Origin of the sequence: Agarilytica rhodophyticola, assembly GCF_002157225.2 — a bacterium.
In the GTDB taxonomy this organism is placed as follows: Bacteria; Pseudomonadota; Gammaproteobacteria; order Pseudomonadales; family Cellvibrionaceae; genus Agarilytica; species Agarilytica rhodophyticola.
The window spans coordinates 69,331-89,016 of record NZ_CP020038.1 but is presented as its reverse complement, the minus strand read 5'-3'; the positions used below and the strand labels follow the sequence as shown (position 1 = coordinate 89,016).

The window sequence follows — 19,686 nt, the reverse complement described above, 5'->3', positions numbered from 1 at the left end:
TGTTACATAAAAGCCATATTAACAAATTACCATATAGAAAAACGCCACAGATACTAACAGGTTTAAACAATATAAAATCTAAAAATCAGGATTAAACGAAAACTTCTCTAATTCTTTTTTCAGCGCGCGATAATACATGGGAACACCTACCCAGGAATATACCACCAACAATAGCCATGTGTATGATACAAGCTCGCCCAGGCCAGGCTGTCCTAAGTCGTTTAACACTTGGGAAAGAAGGTTAAATAATAGGTAAGCGCCGATCAGTACCATTACCGCTTTGGTATTACCCAAGGTGGTAATCCAACTGTTAGCTCGCCACCATAAACCGAGAAAAAAGTTTGAGCGCATTTTTATATGGCTAAATAAATTTAAGGCAACGCTAGAGTTGGGGTTTCGCGAAATAACAAATTTTGCATGGTATTCAGCTTCGGGAATGTTACCTTGTGCCAGTTTTATTTTACCCATCAAAATATTAGCATCTTCTGCCTGAGCATCTATCGCTAAGGCATCTTTAGCACAACCCTCTGCTTTTTCATAATCTCCTATAGCAAGATGGTATTCACCATAGGCAACAATTACATCTTCATTATCTGGCTCTAAGCTAGCGGCTTGAACAATATTTTCATAAGCTTGGTCGCGTTTATCGAGCAACATGTACACTTCGCTTTTAAGCAAATATACCGATACTAATTGTGGGGATAACGATAATGCCTCGTCGCAGTATTGCAAAGCTTGTTTGAAACGACGCTGGTGTAAATCAACTTGCGCTCGTACAAAAAAGAGATACGCATCGGTAGGATTTATTTCTAGTGCTGTTTTTACTTCATATTCAGCCGCGTGTAAGCGCGATTGAGCCAACAAACACGATGCCAATAGGCCGTGAGCCCTTGCATGTTGAGGATCTTGGGACAAAAGATCTCGCAGCTGGTCAATGGCGAGGTCATCTTGTCCTTGCTGGTGATAACGCCAAGCTAAGTCCAACTTATAGTTTTCCATTAGCGTTGCCCCTTATCTTTAAAATAACAAAATAACTCATAAGGAATAGATTGCCGAAACACGATGAGATAAAGAGTTAAAAAGAATATGCCATTATTGGCGATACGGAGATAGGGCACAGCAACATTAACAAGTTCATGTTGACCGATTGTCATCAGTATAAACACCATACTGTAAGGAAGAGCAAACCAAAAAATACCCCCTAAAATGGCGATAATAACCTCACTTTTAAAAGTTGGGCTTCCCAATAAATAGCCATTAATGACAATCCATACAAGAGGAATCCACACGCGGCCATAAAATGGTGGTGTCCATACGAGTGGCATCAATATTCCCACCAACAAAATTATAATAGGATTTACAATCAGGTGTTGTTGAGGCTTAACTTTTGGTTCATCGATTATTTGATACTGGCTCATTTTATTTGCCATGCTTCTTTAAAAATGCGAGCACATCATCATAACGCCCACCATCGTTAGCATAACGCGCATAATTGCGGGCGGTAGTCAGCCATTCGGTAGTGGTAGCTCGGCTATCTTGTAATGCTTCTTTAAAGTGGGATAACTGAATATCCACATCTGAACCGGCGACGATGGATTCATCAATTGCCTCGTCAGCGGCCATCTCCACTAAGTTAGCAAGGTCTGCCCCGGAGTAGCCACTGCATTTAGCAGCTAAAGTCGTGTAGTCAATACTGTTGTCGCGTGGGCGCTCCTTCATATGATGTTGCAAAATAGACGCACGTGCAGTTTTATCTGGTGGAGGTACAAAAAACATGCGATCAAACCTGCCCGGACGTAAAAATGCCGGATCAATAGACCATGGAACATTAGTAGAGGCTAGTACTAAAACGCCGCTATTATTTTGCGAAAAGCCATCTAGCTCGGTCAAAAACTGACTAATGACGTTACTGCTGGAGCTATTACGAGTGTGTTCACGTTTACCCGCCAAGGCTTCCAGTTCGTCAAAGAATAAAACACTTGGCGTAGAGGCTCGAGCTTTTTCAAAAATTGCATGAAGTTTTTGTTCTGATTCACCGATGTACATATCCAATACATCGGAGATTTCAATATTAAAAAAAGCCGCGCCACATTCACCTGCCGTGGCTCGGGCAAGTAGCGTCTTACCGCAGCCAGGAGGCCCATATAATAATACGCCACCGCCGATTCGTTTTTTAAAACGTTGAAATAAAGACGGTTTCTGAAAAGGAAGAATAATTTTTTTGTTAATTTGTTTCTTAATTTCATCCAATCCAACTACGTCAGCGAAAGTTGTCGTGGCTTGAACATAGCGTGTCAGGTCTGTGACATCTGCCATATCTACTTTTTCGACCAGGCGTAGTTTTGTAACCTTTTGGTCTGTGTTGCTTTTAGAATTGGATGCTTGCGTATCGGCCTGCTCAGCAACTCCCGTTAAAGCACTTAATTCATCACTGCGAAAGTCAGGCGTATTTTCTATCATCGCTTGATAAAGTTCTGCGGCCTTTTCTTTTTCATCACCGTCAACTAGACCCCTTATAAAACGCACTACATCAGCGGACGCAACATGCCTTAAGAAAGAGACAAGAAGCTGGCTAGTAGCAGAGGTGTTAAGTGCATTCATCCCCTGCACAGCCTCGTCATAACTTAAACCCAAGTCATCTTCAGCCAAATAAATATCCAGCTCTGTATATTCTTCTCGGCTGATAAGAGCCAACAAAATAATTTTCGCTAGCTGCGGGGAAGGCGAAGCCGTATACGCTGCTTTCAGTCCCTCGAGAGTTATGTCATCCAAATTATTGTCTCCTAAAATGACTAAGATGTAGAGATATGCTCTATGGTAAATCATAAACCTATCATGAATACATGAAGCAAACTTGATTTCCCGGTATTTTTTGCCATAGCTTGTTTATACTCAAATAATAAATAGGCTATATGAAAAGTGGTAACGCTAGCTAAAAGATCAAAAATCAATCGATATGTTAGTAAAAATACCAAAGCATCCGCTTTCATATGCAACTTATAGCTGACTATGCCATCAAAAACGCAAGGTTTTCATTTATAGGCATCAATGATGAAACTTATATACACGCATCAAAATTCGATTGTTGTAGGACTCGTTCAAAGTGCCCTTGAAAGTAAAGGCATTAGCGTTGAATTGAGAAACCACATGTTATCTGGCGCAGCAGGAGAACTTGCACCTACGGATTTGTGGCCACAATTATGGGTGGAGACCGAGCGCCAATATCAAAGAGCAAAACCCATCGTTGACCAATTTAATCAGCAGCAGAGTAGGCAGACATGGCGCTGCCATGAATGTAATGAGGATAACGACGCAGCATTTGAGGTATGCTGGCGCTGCCAAAGTATTCCGTTGGTAACTTAGTTATGATGGTAATTATTAACTAAGCCTTATCTTTTACAGCCAACCTTTCTGCGCTGCGATGCGAGCGGCATCTATCCTGTTGGTGGCATTAAGTTTGGCAATCGCTTCAGATAAATAATTGCGCACTGTGCCTTCAGACAAAAACAATATTGCTGCAATTTCTTGAGTTTTCTTACCATTTGACGCCAATTTCAACGCTTTTCGTTCTTTGTCTGAAAGTGGATCTTGATCTCCTAAGGCGGATACTGCAAGTTCAGCATCGATCACCTTCTTGCCCATCATTACTTTTCTCAGCGCGCTGGCTAACTGCTCACTTGGAGCATCTTTTAGCAAAAACCCTAACACGCCTGCAGCCATCGAGCGTTTAATATAGCCTGCCTTGCCAAAGGTTGTGACAATAACCTTTTTAATATGGGGGTATGCTGTGGATAACTTTTCACACAGCTCGATACCATTCATTTCAGGCATTTCGATATCCGTTAGCACGATATCAACTGTAAGCTGTGGTATTAGCTTTAATGCTTGAACACCGTTTTCACAATCGGCGACAACCTCAATGTCTTTTTCTAGTGCCAGCAGTGCTTTAAGGGCACCACGAACCATCGCTTGATCTTCAACAAGTAGAATTTTCATCAAAATATTACGTCTATGCCGAATCCATTTGCCCGCTGGATATTGATATCAGCTCCAATTTCTTGCGCCCGGTCATAAATGCCAGTAATGCCATTACCGGGTCTAAATACGCTCTCAGAACCATTGTCTTTAATACTCAACTTATACTGCGGTTCATTAGAATTTGAGGAGAGGGGACTTAACGAGATAGCTACTTTATTGCCATCACTATGTCGCAGTATATTGGTAATAGCTTCGGTAATAATTAGCATTAGTCCGGATTCCTGCCGAGCATCCAATTTAATATTGATAAGTTCGCGTTGCACACTAAAACCTGCATCGTGCAGTAGCTGAACTAAAGAGCTTAGTTGCTCATAAAACCCCATGCGTTTGTATTGGGAGATCGCCTCTCGAATATCCCCAAGGGCACTACTGGCCAGCTTTGCCACATCCTCTATTTCTTTCAATGCTTTATCAATATCGCCAACACGCCCCGACTTTGCTGCCAACTGCGCCTTTAAGTTAATGGCTGTAAGATTGTGACCGAGAATATCGTGCATATCCCGAGCGAGGCGCTCTCGCTCGGCAATTGCAGCAAGCTGTTTGATCTGGCGATTTTTTTCACTCTTTATACGTTCTTGCCGGAGGATTTTCTGGTTCACATGCCCGTAAACGTAGAGACCAACAAAAGGCAAAATTCTATAGGCTAAAAAATACTCTATAGGTACATCGGAGAGCAGGGCACAGGCCCACAAGCTGCCGCCTAAGTAGAGCATAATTACCAAGCTGCGCTTAACAGTAAACAAATAACCTGCGCAGTAAGCGGCATACCATGTAAAAGTGTAGGCGCCATCGTGGATAACCGACACTGCCATTGCCAGCAGGGAAATCGCAAAGATGTATCCCAAGGCATACTCGTGTTGCAGTCGGCAGCGCAGATACAAAACAACAAACAGAGGATAAGCAAGAAATACAAGAATGTAGTTATAAGGAGAATATGGGGTAAATAGCAGAGGAATAAAATAAAATAACGAGAAAATTAGCGGGAATAAGCAAAGCCAGCTAATCTCCTTTGCATGCATTTTATCTATATAGCTATCCTTAGAGCTTTCATCAAGGTGAAGCGATTGGGAACGCCTTCCAGCCGAGCTAGAACCGAAACCACCAATTTCAATCATATAGCACCCTTTAGTTCACTCTAGGATCTTGAATAATATTCGATGAGGACGGCCTTAACAGCTGACAAATGTCATGAATTAAGCAAGAAATGTCTCTGAAAATATTGTCCAAACACGCTATATTATCCATATTTTTACCTACAGCGATTATTCAATATGCTCATTGTTCTATCCCCAGCCAAAAATCTCGATTATGAATCCGCCTTACCGACCAGGAAACATACCAAAGCTGCGTTACTTGCCGACGCGCAAGAGCTTATAGAACAGCTGAAGCCCCTTGCTCCCCACGAGCTATCGGCACTAATGGGCATAAGCGATAAACTAGGACAACTTAATTTCGATCGCAATCAGCAGTGGCAGCTTCCCTTTAGTATGGCAAATGCAAGGCAAGCACTGTTTGCTTTCAAAGGAGACGTTTATGTTGGCTTAGATGCCTATGATTTTTCCGAAGAGGACATCAGCTTTGCACAAGATCATTTGCGCATCCTCTCAGGGCTTTACGGCTTACTAAAACCTCTTGACTTGATGCAGCCTTACCGTCTGGAAATGGGTACACGTTTTGAAAATAATCGAGGTAAGGATCTCTATCAATTCTGGGGGGATCTGATCACAGAACAACTGAATAAGCAGTTGAAAAAACTTAAGCAAAATCAGCTTGTTAACTTAGCTTCCAACGAATATTTCAAGTCCGTTAATAACGCAGCTCTCAACGCTGAAATCATCACACCAGTATTTAGAGACTGGAAAAATGACAAGTATAAAATCATTAGTTTCTTCGCAAAAAAAGCACGCGGGCTAATGAGCGCCTATATTATTAAGAACAAGATCACCGATGTTGCGCAGATTAAAGGTTTCGATTGGGAAGGCTATAGTTATAGCGAAGAGCTATCGTCTTCCAGCGAATGGGTATTCACTCGTAAACAATAACTCGAATCCCGTTATCTGCCAGTATTAATGCAAGATGTTGGTAGATAACTTATGAAAATACGCGTTTTAGTGGTAGATGAAGCGGCTTTTGTACGAGATTCTTTGAAGCGAGTTTTACGACAATTTCTTAAGAACGTAGAAGTGTTCGACGCTGTCAACGGCAAGCGTGCCATGCCTTTAATGCACGGCAATAAAATGACGCTAATCATTTCCAGTTGGGATATGCCTGAAATGTCCGGTGACGAGTTTTTAGCATGGGTGCGCAGCCAAGAAAACTTTGCCAAGACCCCCTTCATCGTAATGGCTGATGGCGGTGACCGTAAATCAGTAGAGGCTGCTGTTAAAGCAGGTGCCAATGACTTTTTGGCAAAACCATTTACACCAGACGAGGTACAAAAGCGGATTGTCAAACAGCTAACCCGCATCGGCGTAATGAAGAAACCGCCCTCTAATCCGCACGATAGTGGCGGGTCACTCGGTGCCTTAACTGGAGGAAGTGGAGCAGCCGCTAAAGCAAAGACACAAAAAAAACGCGAAGTGAAGAGTGCTGCAGGTTTTGGCCTACCGGCTGCCACCGCCAAACCCAAAGCGAGCAAACCCAGCGATAAGAGCGGCAATTTTGATGGTACTGCTCAGCTTAACTTTGAAAGCTACTCAATAAAATGCAAGATACGTGAGTTATCACTCACTGGCGTTAACGGCCTTATACAAAGGACATCAAAAGAAGAAATGCCTCATATTTTTGATACAGCTGCAGCTGACATTGCCAACAGTGCCGACGAATCAATCGGCAATTTTAATGTCTATGTTCACAGCCTACAGGCGAGTGACCCCAACCCTAATGCGAAAACAATGCGTATTACTCTTAGGTTTGCCAACAACTCGCCAGATCAATTTGAACCGCTTTCAAAAGCGATAGCACGAGGTCGATAACACCCTTAGGTTTGAAGTTGTTGGCCATCTTGATTCATCTTACTAGCGACATTGCCATGGTAAATTTCAAAGACATCCTTTAGGTTGTGAAGTGCTCTTTTAAAAGCTGGGTGTGAGGGGAGATCTTCGTTGGCAATCACGTGAGCAGAAAAACGTTCGCAACTATGTGTGAAGGCTGTTATGGCGCTTTCCATCGCTTCTGTCTCTTCTGGGCTATAGTACTCTCGATTATCTTCTAGCATCGACTTTATCTCTCCAGCAGGATAGCTGTTAACATCGATCTGTTTTCTAAACAATGTGGAGAATTCCTCTGGGTGACTTGAACAAAATTTGATCCAGTCATTCCCATCTGGCGAATTGCTTTCTATCTCTCCATAATTCTTAAAAGCATCGAATTGCAATAGTGGATAATTATAAGAATCATCTCCTATACGTTCCATACGAGGTGCAGAATGACTTTGCTGGAGACCAATATTAACTGCATCACCCAAGCCAAGCCTTACACCCAATGAGGCGTTATCAATTGGCCTAATATAACTGAGCTTGCCGTTAGTAAAAAGTATATCCGTACTTATTGATTTCTCGAAGTTATGGGATTGGTACTGAATAAAAACATCTTTAATCTGAGAGAGCACATCTTGAGGTACTCTATTTGCTAACATCGATAATGTTAGGGAGAGATTTTCAGGATTTACCGATACCAGCCCTTCAAAACGATAGTTAACAGACCTGCCAGCTTTTATTGGGTTAGGATGATTAAAGTATGTATGACTGGCACTTACTTTTGCTCCGGGCCCAAAAATAGAAGACAAATCAATTTGGCCTTGTGTTTGTACTTGTGGAATAGTCACTTTGGCAACAGTACTTAGAACACCTTGGTTATGTTGATTTAGATTAATATTAGGTCTCTCAAACGATGTATGCATGGCTCCTAACGCCTCGGCAAATAGTTTTTCCTGCTGCCACTGTTCACTTCCTTGTCTCGGTTGGGTTATCTCACTGATCATGGTTTGTTGATAGGCCTTAGTGAGAGTGACATGGCGCACAGCCAAAGCTTCTAAATTAGTACCCAGCGCTTTGGGATCTAGTTTTCTAATTGTGTCTCCCATATCGGATGAAGAGCTATCCTTCTTACCCGTAATATGTGAAATAAAATTCTCTAACCAATTTCCCTGACCTTGTGTAATATTTGCTTGTAATCTCATTGATCTTAGGGTTTGCTGAAATTCTGAAAAATTATTCAATATCGATTTTTTTAACTGATGCCGAGTTTCAGGTAGTGCTTCAATATCTCGAATGCTATTAATTTGATGTAACTGCTCAGTTAAATTTTCCAGCTTATCTATTCCATGCTTTGTTTGCATTTGAGATAAGTATTCGGGGTTTGTGTCAAGTTGTGTAATAATTTTACTCCTATTGAGTTCTTCATATAGCTTTCCTTGCATTTGTACACGAGCTTCTGCAAAAACTTTTTCTTGTAAGCCAGAAGCCCAAACACCTAAATGCCCTTCTAAATTATGGCTTCGCCTTGTATGAGTTTGTTTTCTCTCTTTAATTTCAAGCCCTATTTTACCGCCCTCACTCAACACTCCCAAACGCGTAAGTTTTCCTTCTAATCGATCATGTTGATCTATAATTTTATTTTCCTGTTTTGTAAGATCTATCAGCTTTTTAACATCATTTCTCACTTCACTACTTAATTGAGAAAAAAAGGGCTTCTTTAAAAAACTCTCTATGTTTTTATCTAAAAAGTCTTCGACACTTTCATAAACATCTGCGCTTTCTCGGGAGACACCAATACCGGCCCGTCCTTCAGCAGTTTTTAGCAGGCCTGCATTTGTTGAAATATCGATAGAGTATTGGCTGCTATCCCACAATTCACGACTATCATTCATCTTTAACGACTGAGTATGAGAAGCTGTTGATGAGAAAAATAATCCCATAATAGCTTGAGGTAAAAGAAACCCCATGCTTCCTTCAGTGTTTATACTACCGCCAGGTTTGTCGATATTTTTTAAATGAGAGGTGATACTATCGATTAGGTTTTGTTTTTTTTCAGCAAGGATCGGCGAAGCTAAACGCTGGGATAGCAAAGTTAATGTTTCACTAAGCTCTCTTAGCCGTTCTTTATCTTCCCTTTGCTTTATCTCTGAAGTGATGGCCGACAAATGTGACTGCAACTGTAAAACTGTTTTTTCATCTATTCGCGACTGATTTTTGCTACTTATATCGATATCGACGATAAGGTTATTAAGTTCAGCTGTAGCACTTAACTTGACTTTATCTTCAAGAACACTATGTATTTTTTTTAAAATATCGACTACATCTGTTTTATAGTCAAAATTTGTGTCAGCAATTAATGGTTGCTGATGGCTATACTTGACAGCTAATTCATTGAGTAGTTTCTTTAATCTCGTTGTATTAACCTTATCATCGGCATCTAATACAAGTAAGTTTTTACTGCTTAATATTTCAGTTAACTCTTCCGATTCGATAAATTCTCTAGGATAACTTCTGATATCTATACCTGCATTGCGTAAGGCATGGAAGTTTAACTGTTCATCCGTTTGGCTATCTTCTCTGACACGTCGAACAGGCTCAAAATTTTGAGGAGTTCCTGGGCCTGAGACTATTTGACTATTATATCGTTGAATCATATTTGCGCCAGCAAATTATGTAAACTTACTTAGGTAAGTACATTTGTTACTTTATAAATCTATTAGTTCACTTTCAATAACGGTTACTTATAACTCTATTCACGTGAACCTTAAGGCAAGAATGCTCACTAAAATTAAATCAAAGTCTTAGTTTAGATAGCACATTAGTCCTATCTGTATTAGACAGTTTTTTCTTTTAACAATGCATTTTTAAAGTTAGTCAGTTTCTCAAGAACTTTGACTCAAACTAAATGAGATAGCTATTACAATGCTAAACGCTGCCGCTTCGTCTCAATCGGCTTCCCATTTAAATACTCCGTTAGAGAAGCCTAAGTCTACAAAATTAGACTCTTCTATTATTAAAGGCTGTAATATTTCCGATGTTTTTTTCCCTATTGCCAAAAAGAGTCTGTTAGCACACGCAGAAAAAGAAATTGCAAGGCTGGATAAGTTGGATGGTTCAGCAATGCAGCAGCGCTTTCCAATTTTTAATACAGATTGGAGTAGCTTGTACAAGAGTTTACATAAAAAGGCTCCAAATAACGAAATTGAAAAGCAACAGTTAACAAGTCATATTAATCAATTGTTGGATGTTTTCTCAAAGGGATCCCCAGAAATTACTCTGCCAAAGGAATTACAATACATATACGGCAACGAAGGCAAGTTACGCAAAAAATTGGAATCCCAGGTCGAGTCTGATGCAATTTTAATGTTAATAAAAAACATTTCTAGCTTTGCCACATTACTTTCTAGGGAATCAAAAGAAGAACAAGCAAAATACTTAACTATATGGCCAGGCGACCCGATGGGGGATTGCGTACCTGCGCTCAATAAAGATCTCTATGAGCTTCTCGGTCAGATGACATCGAACCGAGATATTATTAATGATAGTGTATCGGAGTATATTAGCAGTAGCATACAGGCACATAAATTGACAAGAGGTGTGTATTCGGGAATCCATACCCACATTCCTGTTGCTCTAGAAAATTCTACTTACCTACCAGACACTCTTGCTAAAGCAAAGGATAGTTTTGCTAAAACCCCAATGAAAAGCTTTCCAGCACATAGTATTTATCAAGTTGTTAGTGGCTTACAGCAGGGCACTGCTAACAAATTAAAGGTTATTGCAGAAAGTGAACTGACTAGTGTCAGCAGAATACTTGAGAAATTTATTGGAGATGGAAAGCGCAATATTAATGAATACGAAGATCTAGAAAAAAGTGCTTATCTGGATGGCAAACCTAAAGAACAGCTAGAGAAAACCTCCGTTTTTAAAGCTCTTATAAAAGACGCTAAAGAATCAGGTAAAGACTTCGATATTCGAAAATATGTATATAATAAACTATGTTCATTTAATGATGAAGACGATCTTATTGGTGCCGATCTTTCCGCTCTAGCTCGAGATTATAAAGAAATTATAGAAAAGCAATATATTCGTAGCGATATTAAAAAAACAAAAGAAGATCAAGCTAAATATAAAGAAATTTTTAATATAGCTTTCGCTAACCCAAACAAAGTCGCTAGCGAAATTAGTAATGATTTAAGAGAAGGTCAACCTACAGAAATACTCGCAGAAAAAGCTAGTGCAGTCGTTGATTTTTTACACTCATTAAGTAATGAATTTAGAGGTGGAAGTATAATCTTACTAGGTAATATACTTCAGCAGCTGGGAGAAAAAAGTGGCATTGTAAAAAACAATGAAAATTCTGAGTACAGAGAAATTATTAAAGGCTTAGATCAACTAGAAAGTTTGCTTTTACAAGATGATAAATTAGCAAGTGAGAAGATAAAAAATATTGAAGATAGTTTGGGTAAATTAGTTAATTTAGAAAGATCAATCGCGAAAGATGGCGTAAACCTTCGCACAGAAAAACCTGCACTAGACCATACTGCCAAAACCCAAGAAAAAGTATTCCGTGCTTTACTAGAGAATAATGCTCCACTAACGGCATTAGCAGGCTTGGAAAGTTTAGAAGGAAAAAGAATAGAAATAGACCCTAGTAACTTACTTTTTCATCCACAGAAAGATGTTATCATGGCTCGTTACGGTAATCGCTTAGCTTTGGATGTATCAAAAACTAATAAGTTTGCAGATAGCTGCGCAGTCATGGACGATGTAGCGATGTTCAAAGCATTTTTACCAAATATTCAAGACCCAAAATCCCTTGGTTTTGAAGAACTTAATGGCGCCACACCAGCACATACAGCAATTGAAAATAATAGTTTGAAAATGCTTGAGCATCTTTCTAATCAAGGATGTGCTAATTTGGACAGTGAACATATCGAATATGGAGATGTCGTAATATCACATGCAATATCTCCAATCTTAAAAGCAACTTATGAAGATAATTTAGCAGCTATGGAAGTGCTACTAAATTCAGAACAAGTGGAATATCCTATCGCTCCCAAGCTCAACCCTCTATATCTAGCAGCACATTTTGGTAATTTTGATATGGTTAAGCAAATTGCCAACTCAGAGAAAGTAGATAAAAAAGAAGGTATTACAGATTATTTAATAGGTATAACCGAAAACTCAGATATTTCTGATAACCATGTAAAAGTGGTTAAAACATTACTGGATTCACCTAATATTAGGAAAATCCCGATGGCAGTAACTGATAACCCAGGATTTTCAGCACCAATCAACTTCAATTTATTTCATTTGCTTGCGGGGAAAAAAAGTAAGGCGCATATTGAAATATTTAAAGATTTATTAGCATCGCCAAAAGTCATAGGTAATATTAATCAACAATATTATGCTGAGAGTCATCAGGAGTCTTTCTCACCTATTAAACTTGCTGTGCGAGCAAATAACGTAGTTATGGTCAAAGAACTATTGGCCGCTAAAGATCTTAAAGTTTCGCCAGATCAATATATGGAGCTATTCCATCTGGCAAAAAAATCGAGTAATAAGGAACTTACCAAGCTATTACTAAACCACTACGATGCTATGACTGCAGAAGATCGTGAACAGATGCTTCGAAATCCGTCACAGCGAAACCTCCTTGCCGATAACTGTGCAATAGTAGATGATGTGGAAAGATTTAAAAAAATATTTCCCAATATCAAGCGGCCACAACTTCTGGGCACAAATGATAAAGGTGAGACACCAGCACACACTGCAGCAGAAAATACTAGCTTAAAAATGCTCAAATACCTTTGTGATCAAGGCTGCGCAGATAACACCAACAAAACTACGAACGTAAATGCAAGGATGACACCAATCACTCACGCTGCGGCGAGAGGAAATAAAGCAGCGGTAGCGCTCTTGTTAAAATCCGATAAGATAAAATACCCTACAGATGATAAGAATAACCCTTTAATTATGGCTGCAAATTCTGGTCATCTTGATATTATTGAGGCGTTAGTACACTCTGAAAAAGCAATGAAGCCAGCAATGCTAACTCAATATGTTAATACTCTTATTACGCAACATAACCCTACAGCTCATCATACCCAAGCATTAAAGGTATTACTTGAATCCCCAGTAGTTGATGTTATTCCAGATCTGCAAAGTAGCTCTGGCGTTACCATATTCCATCGACTGACTGGAAGTAATAACAATGAAAAAAGTAAAATGTTAAAGGTACTTCTAGGTTCGGCAAAAGTACCTGACCCAAATAAAGAATTCTACAATTCTGAAGAAGGCGAGAGTTTTTCTCCCATAAAGTATGCAGTAATTCATAAAAATATTAATATAGCCCGCGAACTTTTAGCATCAGAACGCGTTAAAGTTTATCCAAGTCAGTACCAAGAATTATATGACATAGCCTTCAAAGCCGATGATAAAGGTATGGTGCGTTTGTTAAACGAATATCGAGATCGTATGCAGGAAAGGACAGCTCCTCCTACAATTGGAGATGCTCTAAAATATGTATCTGAGAGCGCCTCTAGAGCTTCTGCTTATATTGGCGAACAACTGCAAGGTAATTCATTTCTTGTACAGACAATTGGCAGGCTATTTAAAAGGTAGCATGCTAAGGCCTGTCAACAAACTAGGAACCTATAGACGACTTTAAAGTCTACAGAAGCATTTAATATAAGGCCTATCGCAAATCTTTATCTTTCCTATAGAAGATCAATACTTATGCAAGAAAAACCGTTTTCAAATGCTTGTGAAAAAAACAAAGAACATATATTAGATCAACTAACGCGCATATTTAATAGTACAAAGCGTGTTTTAGAAATTGGCTCCGGTACAGGCCAGCACAGTGTACACTTTGCCAAGGCGCTTTCTCATTTGGAGTGGCAAGCCAGCGATCGTCAGGAGAATTTGCCAGGTATCCATATGTGGCATCAAGAATTCCCCCTTGAAAACCTATTGCCAGTAATCGAACTAGATGTGCAGCAGGATGGTTGGCCAACAACATGTGACGCAGCATACACCGCGAATACTTTTCACATTATGCCCTGGGAGCTAGTTCAGCTGACAGTACAAAAAGTTGGCCAAATGCTTCCACCACAGGGTCTTTTTGCTGTTTATGGGCCCTTTAATTATGGTGGTGAATACACCAGCGATAGTAATCGGCAATTTGATATTTGGTTGGCTGAAAGAGGTGCTCATCAAGCAATTCGGCACTTCGAAGAAGTGGATGCATTTGCAAGCAAATTTGGCTTAAATTTACTTGAAGATAACACTATGCCGGCAAATAATAGGTTAATTGTTTGGCAAAAAGGTTAAAGGTGGTACAACTATGGCACTTTTCAGCGAAAAGTCTTGGGATGATTGGGTTCACGAATATGCTGAAGGGCATAAGCACCCAATCAATAGAAAGTGCCACACTATCGGCATTCCAATGATAGTTGCATCGATTCTGTTACTTCCTTTTTCTCTTCTAATACCCAGCCTTTGGAAATTTTCACTACTGCTCTTTGTGGTTGGCTGGATCTTTCAGTTTGTCGGCCACTACTACGAAAAGAATGCACCAGAATTCTTTAAAGATTGGCGCTTTTTACTTGTAGGTACACGCTGGTGGCTGCGCAAAACTTTTAACGGCGGTAAATAGTAAGCTTGGCTCAGCTGGCTCAAATGTTAGAAGTTAAGAATCACTTTTAATAACAATACACCTGCGCTAATAGAGAACATAGCACTCAGGAAGTAAGCAAGCATTAACTTTTTATTGTTGTGCTGATGCTTACCATTTAGCTCGGGGTGAAATGCATATATAAAACATAGAAATAAGACACACAAACAAAAACCTAATAGAATAACGTCGCCGAACACCTGTAGAAACAACACGATATTGGATAGTCCATGGCCATCGACCCAAGTGCCGTAGTGATTATGGAGCATGGCAATACCAAAAACCACCAAGGTAAAAATGATATATGCCTTGGCTTCCTGGTAATAGCGGTATAATTTTTCTGCAAGCTTTTCAAGCATACTTAACAAGCTCTACTCGGGGTCAATATAAACAAGTTTTCAGGTAATAAAAGGTTACAGGCACTAAACAAAAAAATCGATGATCCTAAGGGCCTATGATACCCATTGTTAGTCACCCATCTTATAGCTATAGCTTTAGTCATAGACACCGCTTCCCAATGGAGAAGTTCCGACTGTTACATGACTATCTGACAACCAACGGTATAGTAAAAGCCCAGAATACTTACCGACCGGGAACTGCAAAACAAGACATTATTGAGTTGGCTCACTGCCCAGATTATCTCAATCGCTTTATCACCAACAGCCAGACTGAAAAGGAAATTCGCCGTATGGGTCTACCTTGGAGTGAAGGCCTAAAGCGAAGAACGCTCATCTCGCCCAATGGCACACTGGTAAGTGCCTCGCTAGCAATGGAATATGGTATCGCATGTCACTTGGCAGGAGGAACTCACCATGCTCACCATGACTTCGCCTCAGGCTTTTGTGTCCTTAACGACCTTGCAATAGCTTCATTAGCACTGGTAAAAAAGCGTAAGCTTGGCAATATCCTTATTTTCGATTGCGATGTTCACCAAGGCGATGGCACAGCGACAATTTTACAAAACGAGCCACAAGTCTTTACCTGTTCAATACACTGTGAGAAAAATTTCCCGGTGCGTAAGCCCAACAGCGACTTAGATATTGCTCTGCCTAAGCATATGGAAGACCGTGAGTATCTTGACATTGTTGAAGCCACATTACGTAAACTTATTGCTCAACTACAACCGTCTCTTATCATCTACGACGCAGGTGTCGATGTTTATAAGGGTGACCCACTGGGGCTTCTCAACATCAGCTTGGAGGGAATAAAGCAGCGAGAACATACCGTCTTATCTCTATGTCAACAAAACAATATTCCCGTGGCAACAGTGATAGGTGGCGGCTATGACGATGATCGACATGCGCTGGCAAGACGCCATGCTATTGTGGTGGAACAGGCTCACACCGTATTTGGACGCTACTTATAGAGCGCAGGTAAAAATAAATGAAAATCAAGGAGTTAAGTGAAAAGTCAGGGCTCAGTGCTCACACTATCCGTTACTATGAAAAAATTCATTTATTACAAACACCCAGTAAAGATACCAGTGGACACCGAAACTACAATAACGATGATTTAGAACTGATTAACTGGGTGGCATGTTTAAAGAATTCAGGAATGTCCTTACAGAAAATAAAGGACTATACCCATGCCTATCACCAGCAAGAAAATCGTACTTTGATGACAATACTTGAGTTACACCTCTCCAAGCTAAAGCGCCAGGAAACTGATATAAAGCATTACATTGATGTCACAGAACAGAAAATTAAGCGCCTAAAAAACCCTTGACTTAGAGCATACTCTAACTCGTTAAGATCTCTGGCAAAGTACAACAGCGGAGAACTTGGAGAGTACCATGAAAGTCGAGGCAATCATTGTTAATGCATTTACCCATAGTGGCGAAGGTGGCAACCCAGCAGGTATCGTTTTACAAGCCGACCATTTAAACCACGATCAAAAGCTATCTATTGCAAGAACAGTAGGATTATCAGAAACTGCTTTCGTATCCTCATCTTCTAATGCTAGCTACAAACTAGATTTCTATACTCCGACACGTCAAATAGCTCACTGTGGACATGCCACCGTAGCTACCTTCAGTTACCTCTCACAAATAGGTAGTCTCGAAGAAGGGTGGTCGAGTAAAGAAACCATAGAAGGAAATCGTCGGATACTTATTAAAGAAGGGCGCGCTTATATGGAACAATCAGCACCTAAATATTACGATATAGACGATAAGCAAATAAGTATTCTCGACTCACTAGGAGTAAATAAGCAACATATTATGTTTGCTCCGAAGCTAATTAACACGGGCAATTCGTTCGTTGTTTTAGGGCTTAATAGCCAAGCAGATTTGGCGAACATAACACCAAACTTTGATAAAATTCATACTATTTCTGAAACACTGGATCTAGTTGGGTACTATGTGTTTTCTACCGAAACATTTAACAACCACAGCGATGCGACAGCTAGAATGTTCGCACCACGCTACGGTATCCAAGAGGAATCAGCAACTGGAATGGCCGCTGGGCCATTGGCATGTTACTTACATAGTAGCCAAACAGAATGCCAAAAACTGCAGTTTTCTATAGAGCAAGGGTATCTTATGGATAAACCTTCCCCCAGCATAATATATGTCGATGTCGAGGCAAATAGTAACGGTATTATTTCACTACTCGCCGGCGGCAACGCAAAGCTCAATCGAAAAGTTACTATTGAAGTTTAGCTTGTACACTTGTGTAGTATTCGCCTACTACCCGTCGTTAAATTACTTATGTTCTACTTTACCTAACAGGCCCTAGGCAGGAGGATAGAGATGAGCAAAATTTTAATGATTACCGGTGACTATGTCGAAGACTATGAAAACATGGTGCCATATCAAGCACTAATCGCAATGGGGCATACTGTGCACGCTGTTTGCCCTGATAAGAAGGCAGGCCAAACTATTGCGACATCAATTCATGATTTCGAAGGCGACCAAACCTATACTGAAAAGCGTGGTCATAATTTCACACTAAACGCCACGTTTACAGATATAGATCCGGGCAATTACGATGCCTTGTATGTACCTGGTGGGCGGTCACCAGAGTATCTAAGGCTTAACGACAAAGTGATCGCTATGGTGCAACACTTCTTTGATATGAAAAAGCCTGTAGCCTCTATTTGTCATGGTCCCCAGATGTTATCGGCCGCGAATGTGATTGAGGGATTAAAAGTATCGGCGTACCCTGCCTGTGCTCCTGAAATGAGATCTGCGGGCGCCAAATACATTGACCTCGACATGGAGGATGCGATAACAGATGGTTTTCTCGTCACCGCACCTGCGTGGCCAGCTCATCCAGAATTTTTAAAGCAATTTAATATGCTATTAAGTTAGTGTGAACAAGCCTAATAATGGATCGGAGAATACATCAATTATGTGCGGATTATTTGTCGACGCGGATGACAGTTTATGGACATGTTCCACAAAATCTATGCGTATTGATGGTGTAGTAACCTCGATACGCTTAGAGAGTTTTTTCTGGATGACACTTGGAGAAATAGCGGATAGAGATGATTTGTCCGTGTCACAGTTAATTACAAAGTTGTATCTCGAAGCTATGGATGCAAAACATGATCTAGGAAATTTTACTTCTTTTCTTAGAGTTTGCTGTTGCCGCTATCTATCTCTTGTTGCCGACGGACGACTACAACGAGATGACTTAACACCGCTAACAGGTATGGAGTCTGGCCCTTTATTAGAGATGGAAAAAGAAGACACATTGAAAAGGCAAAATGCTATTTCTTCACGAAGAGCTTCGTTATCATAAAAGCAAAAATTAAATCGATTATTTTATACTACTAGAGCTTCTCTATTCGAACTCCTTTAAATTAATTTAACTTAAACACTGAATCTTATGATTTTAAAAAAATTCAAAAAAACTTTATATGCACTCTCAATATTTGCACTTGCACATTCTTTTGCAGAAGCGAGTGCTAAAGACAATAATAAGTCTTACTCCACACTTGAAACTATCCATACATTTTCACAAAATACGCCACCTGCGAATATTGCAATTTCTCCAACAGGCCGAATATTTTTAAGTGTACACGCATTTTATGGTGAACCGAAATATCGCGTACTTGAAGTCTTGAAAGATGGTTCAACAAAACCTTACCCCTCTATTACTTGGTCTTCCGCGCCGAAAGAAAAAGGCCCGGGCTTGGCGGATGTACTCGGAATTGTGGCAGATCAAGAAGGAATATTATGGATGCTCGATGGACAAACAGAAAAAAGAAATGGACGCATAGTCGGCTGGGATATCAAACGAGAGAAACATTTTAAAACTATTATTTTACAAGCGCCCACTACCACGAAAAATAGTTTCTTAAACGATCTCGCTATTGATAGAAAACACAATAAAATATATGTTGCTGATAGCTCTGGCGCATTGATTATTGTTGATATTGAGTCCGGTAAAAGTCGGCGTATATTAGATAATTCACCGTTCACTACACCTGAAAATATCAATATGGTAATCGATGACAAACTTGTAACATTAGGTGGGCAAGCAGCAAAAATTGGTGTTAATCCAATAACAATTGATGCAAAAAATGAGTGGCTATACTTTGCTCCTATGTCGGCAACCAGTATGTACCGTATAAACACCAAAGACTTACTAAATACTAAATTGTCAGAAAAATCGTTGCACAGTAAAGTGGAGCGTTATGGCGACAAAACTATTTCAGACGGTTCAGTCGTCGATAGTGCAGGTAATGTTTATATTACTTCTATTACTGATGATTCCATCGGTGTCACCAACGCAATGGGAAAGTATCAAACCTTATTTCAACATGATGATATTTCTTGGGCTGATGGTTTTGCAATAGGTGCTGACGGTTATATTTACTTTACCGTTAACGAGTTACATCGCTCGCCCGTTCTTAACGAAGGTAAAAGAGCGGATAAAGGCGAATTTAAAATTATGCGCTTTGCACCATTAGCGAAAGCAGAGCAGGGTAGATAAATAGTTAGCTAAACAGTTGCGCAAATAAATAATCATCAGTGGCTTCTTTTTT

General features: G+C 40.0%; 19 protein-coding genes. 12 read left to right on the top strand and 7 right to left on the bottom strand.

The genetic code is table 11. The features are described from left to right. Nucleotides 1-78 precede the first annotated feature (78 nt). The 3 genes from BVC89_RS00390 to BVC89_RS00380 are packed head-to-tail and all read right to left on the bottom strand — an operon-like array spanning nt 79 to nt 2,772. Nucleotides 79-999, bottom strand: a complete 921-nt coding sequence (locus BVC89_RS00390; protein WP_086929329.1) for a tetratricopeptide repeat protein — start codon at nt 997-999, stop codon at nt 79-81. Next, a complete protein-coding gene (locus BVC89_RS00385; RefSeq protein ID WP_086929328.1) occupies nt 999-1,418 on the bottom strand; it encodes a hypothetical protein in 420 nt (139 codons plus the stop codon). Before BVC89_RS00385 ends, BVC89_RS00390 begins: the two co-directional genes overlap by 1 nt. A 1-nt stretch (nt 1,419) precedes the next feature. Continuing rightward, nucleotides 1,420-2,772 (bottom strand): ATP-binding protein, encoded by a 1,353-nt coding sequence (locus BVC89_RS00380; protein ID WP_086929327.1) that lies wholly within the window; start codon nt 2,770-2,772, stop codon nt 1,420-1,422. Between the two features lie 276 nt (nt 2,773-3,048). Between BVC89_RS00380 and BVC89_RS00375 the strand changes: the two genes are divergently transcribed. Then, complete coding sequence (locus tag BVC89_RS00375) at nt 3,049-3,363, top strand: putative signal transducing protein (RefSeq protein WP_245929268.1); 315 nt, start codon at nt 3,049-3,051, stop codon at nt 3,361-3,363. Between the two features lie 33 nt (nt 3,364-3,396). Here BVC89_RS00375 and BVC89_RS00370 read toward each other — a convergent pair whose 3' ends face one another. Beyond that, nucleotides 3,397-3,996: a response regulator transcription factor gene (locus BVC89_RS00370; RefSeq protein WP_216825064.1), complete on the bottom strand. Its 600-nt coding sequence runs from the start codon at nt 3,994-3,996 to the stop codon at nt 3,397-3,399. After that, nucleotides 3,996-5,153 carry a sensor histidine kinase gene (locus BVC89_RS00365; protein ID WP_086929324.1) on the bottom strand — a complete coding sequence of 386 codons (1,158 nt, stop codon included), beginning with the start codon at nt 5,151-5,153 and terminating at the stop codon, nt 3,996-3,998. Before BVC89_RS00365 ends, BVC89_RS00370 begins: the two co-directional genes overlap by 1 nt. A 156-nt stretch (nt 5,154-5,309) precedes the next feature. Between BVC89_RS00365 and yaaA the strand changes: the two genes are divergently transcribed. Continuing rightward, complete coding sequence (gene yaaA / locus BVC89_RS00360) at nt 5,310-6,080, top strand: peroxide stress protein YaaA (RefSeq protein WP_086929323.1); 771 nt, start codon at nt 5,310-5,312, stop codon at nt 6,078-6,080. A 51-nt stretch (nt 6,081-6,131) separates the two neighbouring features. Next, nucleotides 6,132-7,013 carry a response regulator gene (locus tag BVC89_RS00355; protein ID WP_086929322.1) on the top strand — a complete coding sequence of 294 codons (882 nt, stop codon included), beginning with the start codon at nt 6,132-6,134 and terminating at the stop codon, nt 7,011-7,013. A gap of 5 nt (nt 7,014-7,018) precedes the next feature. On the opposite strand, the gene BVC89_RS00350 is transcribed toward BVC89_RS00355, so the two are convergent. Beyond that, on the bottom strand, nt 7,019-9,670 hold the full coding sequence (locus tag BVC89_RS00350) for a hypothetical protein (RefSeq protein WP_086929321.1): 2,652 nt from the start codon (nt 9,668-9,670) through the stop codon (nt 7,019-7,021). Between the two features lie 268 nt (nt 9,671-9,938). On the opposite strand from BVC89_RS00350, the gene BVC89_RS00345 reads away from it, so the two are divergent. The 3 genes from BVC89_RS00345 (at nt 9,939) to BVC89_RS00335 (ending at nt 14,676) form a co-directional block, all read left to right on the top strand. Continuing rightward, nucleotides 9,939-13,643 (top strand): ankyrin repeat domain-containing protein, encoded by a 3,705-nt coding sequence (locus tag BVC89_RS00345; RefSeq protein WP_086929320.1) that lies wholly within the window; start codon nt 9,939-9,941, stop codon nt 13,641-13,643. A gap of 114 nt (nt 13,644-13,757) precedes the next feature. Next, complete coding sequence (locus BVC89_RS00340; RefSeq protein WP_086929319.1) at nt 13,758-14,351, top strand: DUF938 domain-containing protein; 594 nt, start codon at nt 13,758-13,760, stop codon at nt 14,349-14,351. Nucleotides 14,352-14,364: 13 nt separating this feature from the next. Beyond that, nucleotides 14,365-14,676 (top strand): Mpo1-like protein, encoded by a 312-nt coding sequence (locus tag BVC89_RS00335; protein ID WP_086929318.1) that lies wholly within the window; start codon nt 14,365-14,367, stop codon nt 14,674-14,676. Between the two features lie 26 nt (nt 14,677-14,702). Here the strand turns inward: BVC89_RS00335 and BVC89_RS00330 are convergent, their stop codons facing one another. Beyond that, complete coding sequence (locus BVC89_RS00330; RefSeq protein WP_086929317.1) at nt 14,703-15,053, bottom strand: hypothetical protein; 351 nt, start codon at nt 15,051-15,053, stop codon at nt 14,703-14,705. Nucleotides 15,054-15,211: 158 nt separating this feature from the next. Here BVC89_RS00330 and BVC89_RS00325 point away from each other — a divergent pair, with 158 nt between their 5' ends. From BVC89_RS00325 to BVC89_RS00300, 6 genes are all read left to right on the top strand, one after another. Next, a complete protein-coding gene (locus BVC89_RS00325) occupies nt 15,212-16,060 on the top strand; it encodes a histone deacetylase family protein (RefSeq protein ID WP_216825063.1) in 849 nt (282 codons plus the stop codon). Nucleotides 16,061-16,077: 17 nt separating this feature from the next. Then, nucleotides 16,078-16,419 (top strand): MerR family transcriptional regulator, encoded by a 342-nt coding sequence (locus tag BVC89_RS00320; RefSeq protein WP_086929315.1) that lies wholly within the window; start codon nt 16,078-16,080, stop codon nt 16,417-16,419. Nucleotides 16,420-16,486: 67 nt separating this feature from the next. After that, complete coding sequence (locus BVC89_RS00315) at nt 16,487-17,353, top strand: PhzF family phenazine biosynthesis protein (RefSeq protein WP_086929314.1); 867 nt, start codon at nt 16,487-16,489, stop codon at nt 17,351-17,353. A 90-nt stretch (nt 17,354-17,443) separates the two neighbouring features. After that, the gene (locus tag BVC89_RS00310; RefSeq protein WP_086929313.1) at nt 17,444-18,004 is read left to right on the top strand and encodes a DJ-1/PfpI family protein; all 561 of its coding nucleotides are present in this window, start codon (nt 17,444-17,446) and stop codon (nt 18,002-18,004) included. A 40-nt stretch (nt 18,005-18,044) separates the two neighbouring features. Then, nucleotides 18,045-18,437: a ribbon-helix-helix domain-containing protein gene (locus BVC89_RS00305; protein WP_086929312.1), complete on the top strand. Its 393-nt coding sequence runs from the start codon at nt 18,045-18,047 to the stop codon at nt 18,435-18,437. Between the two features lie 87 nt (nt 18,438-18,524). Next, the gene (locus tag BVC89_RS00300; RefSeq protein WP_086929311.1) at nt 18,525-19,634 is read left to right on the top strand and encodes an L-dopachrome tautomerase-related protein; all 1,110 of its coding nucleotides are present in this window, start codon (nt 18,525-18,527) and stop codon (nt 19,632-19,634) included. The last annotated feature ends 52 nt before the right edge of the window (nt 19,635-19,686 follow it).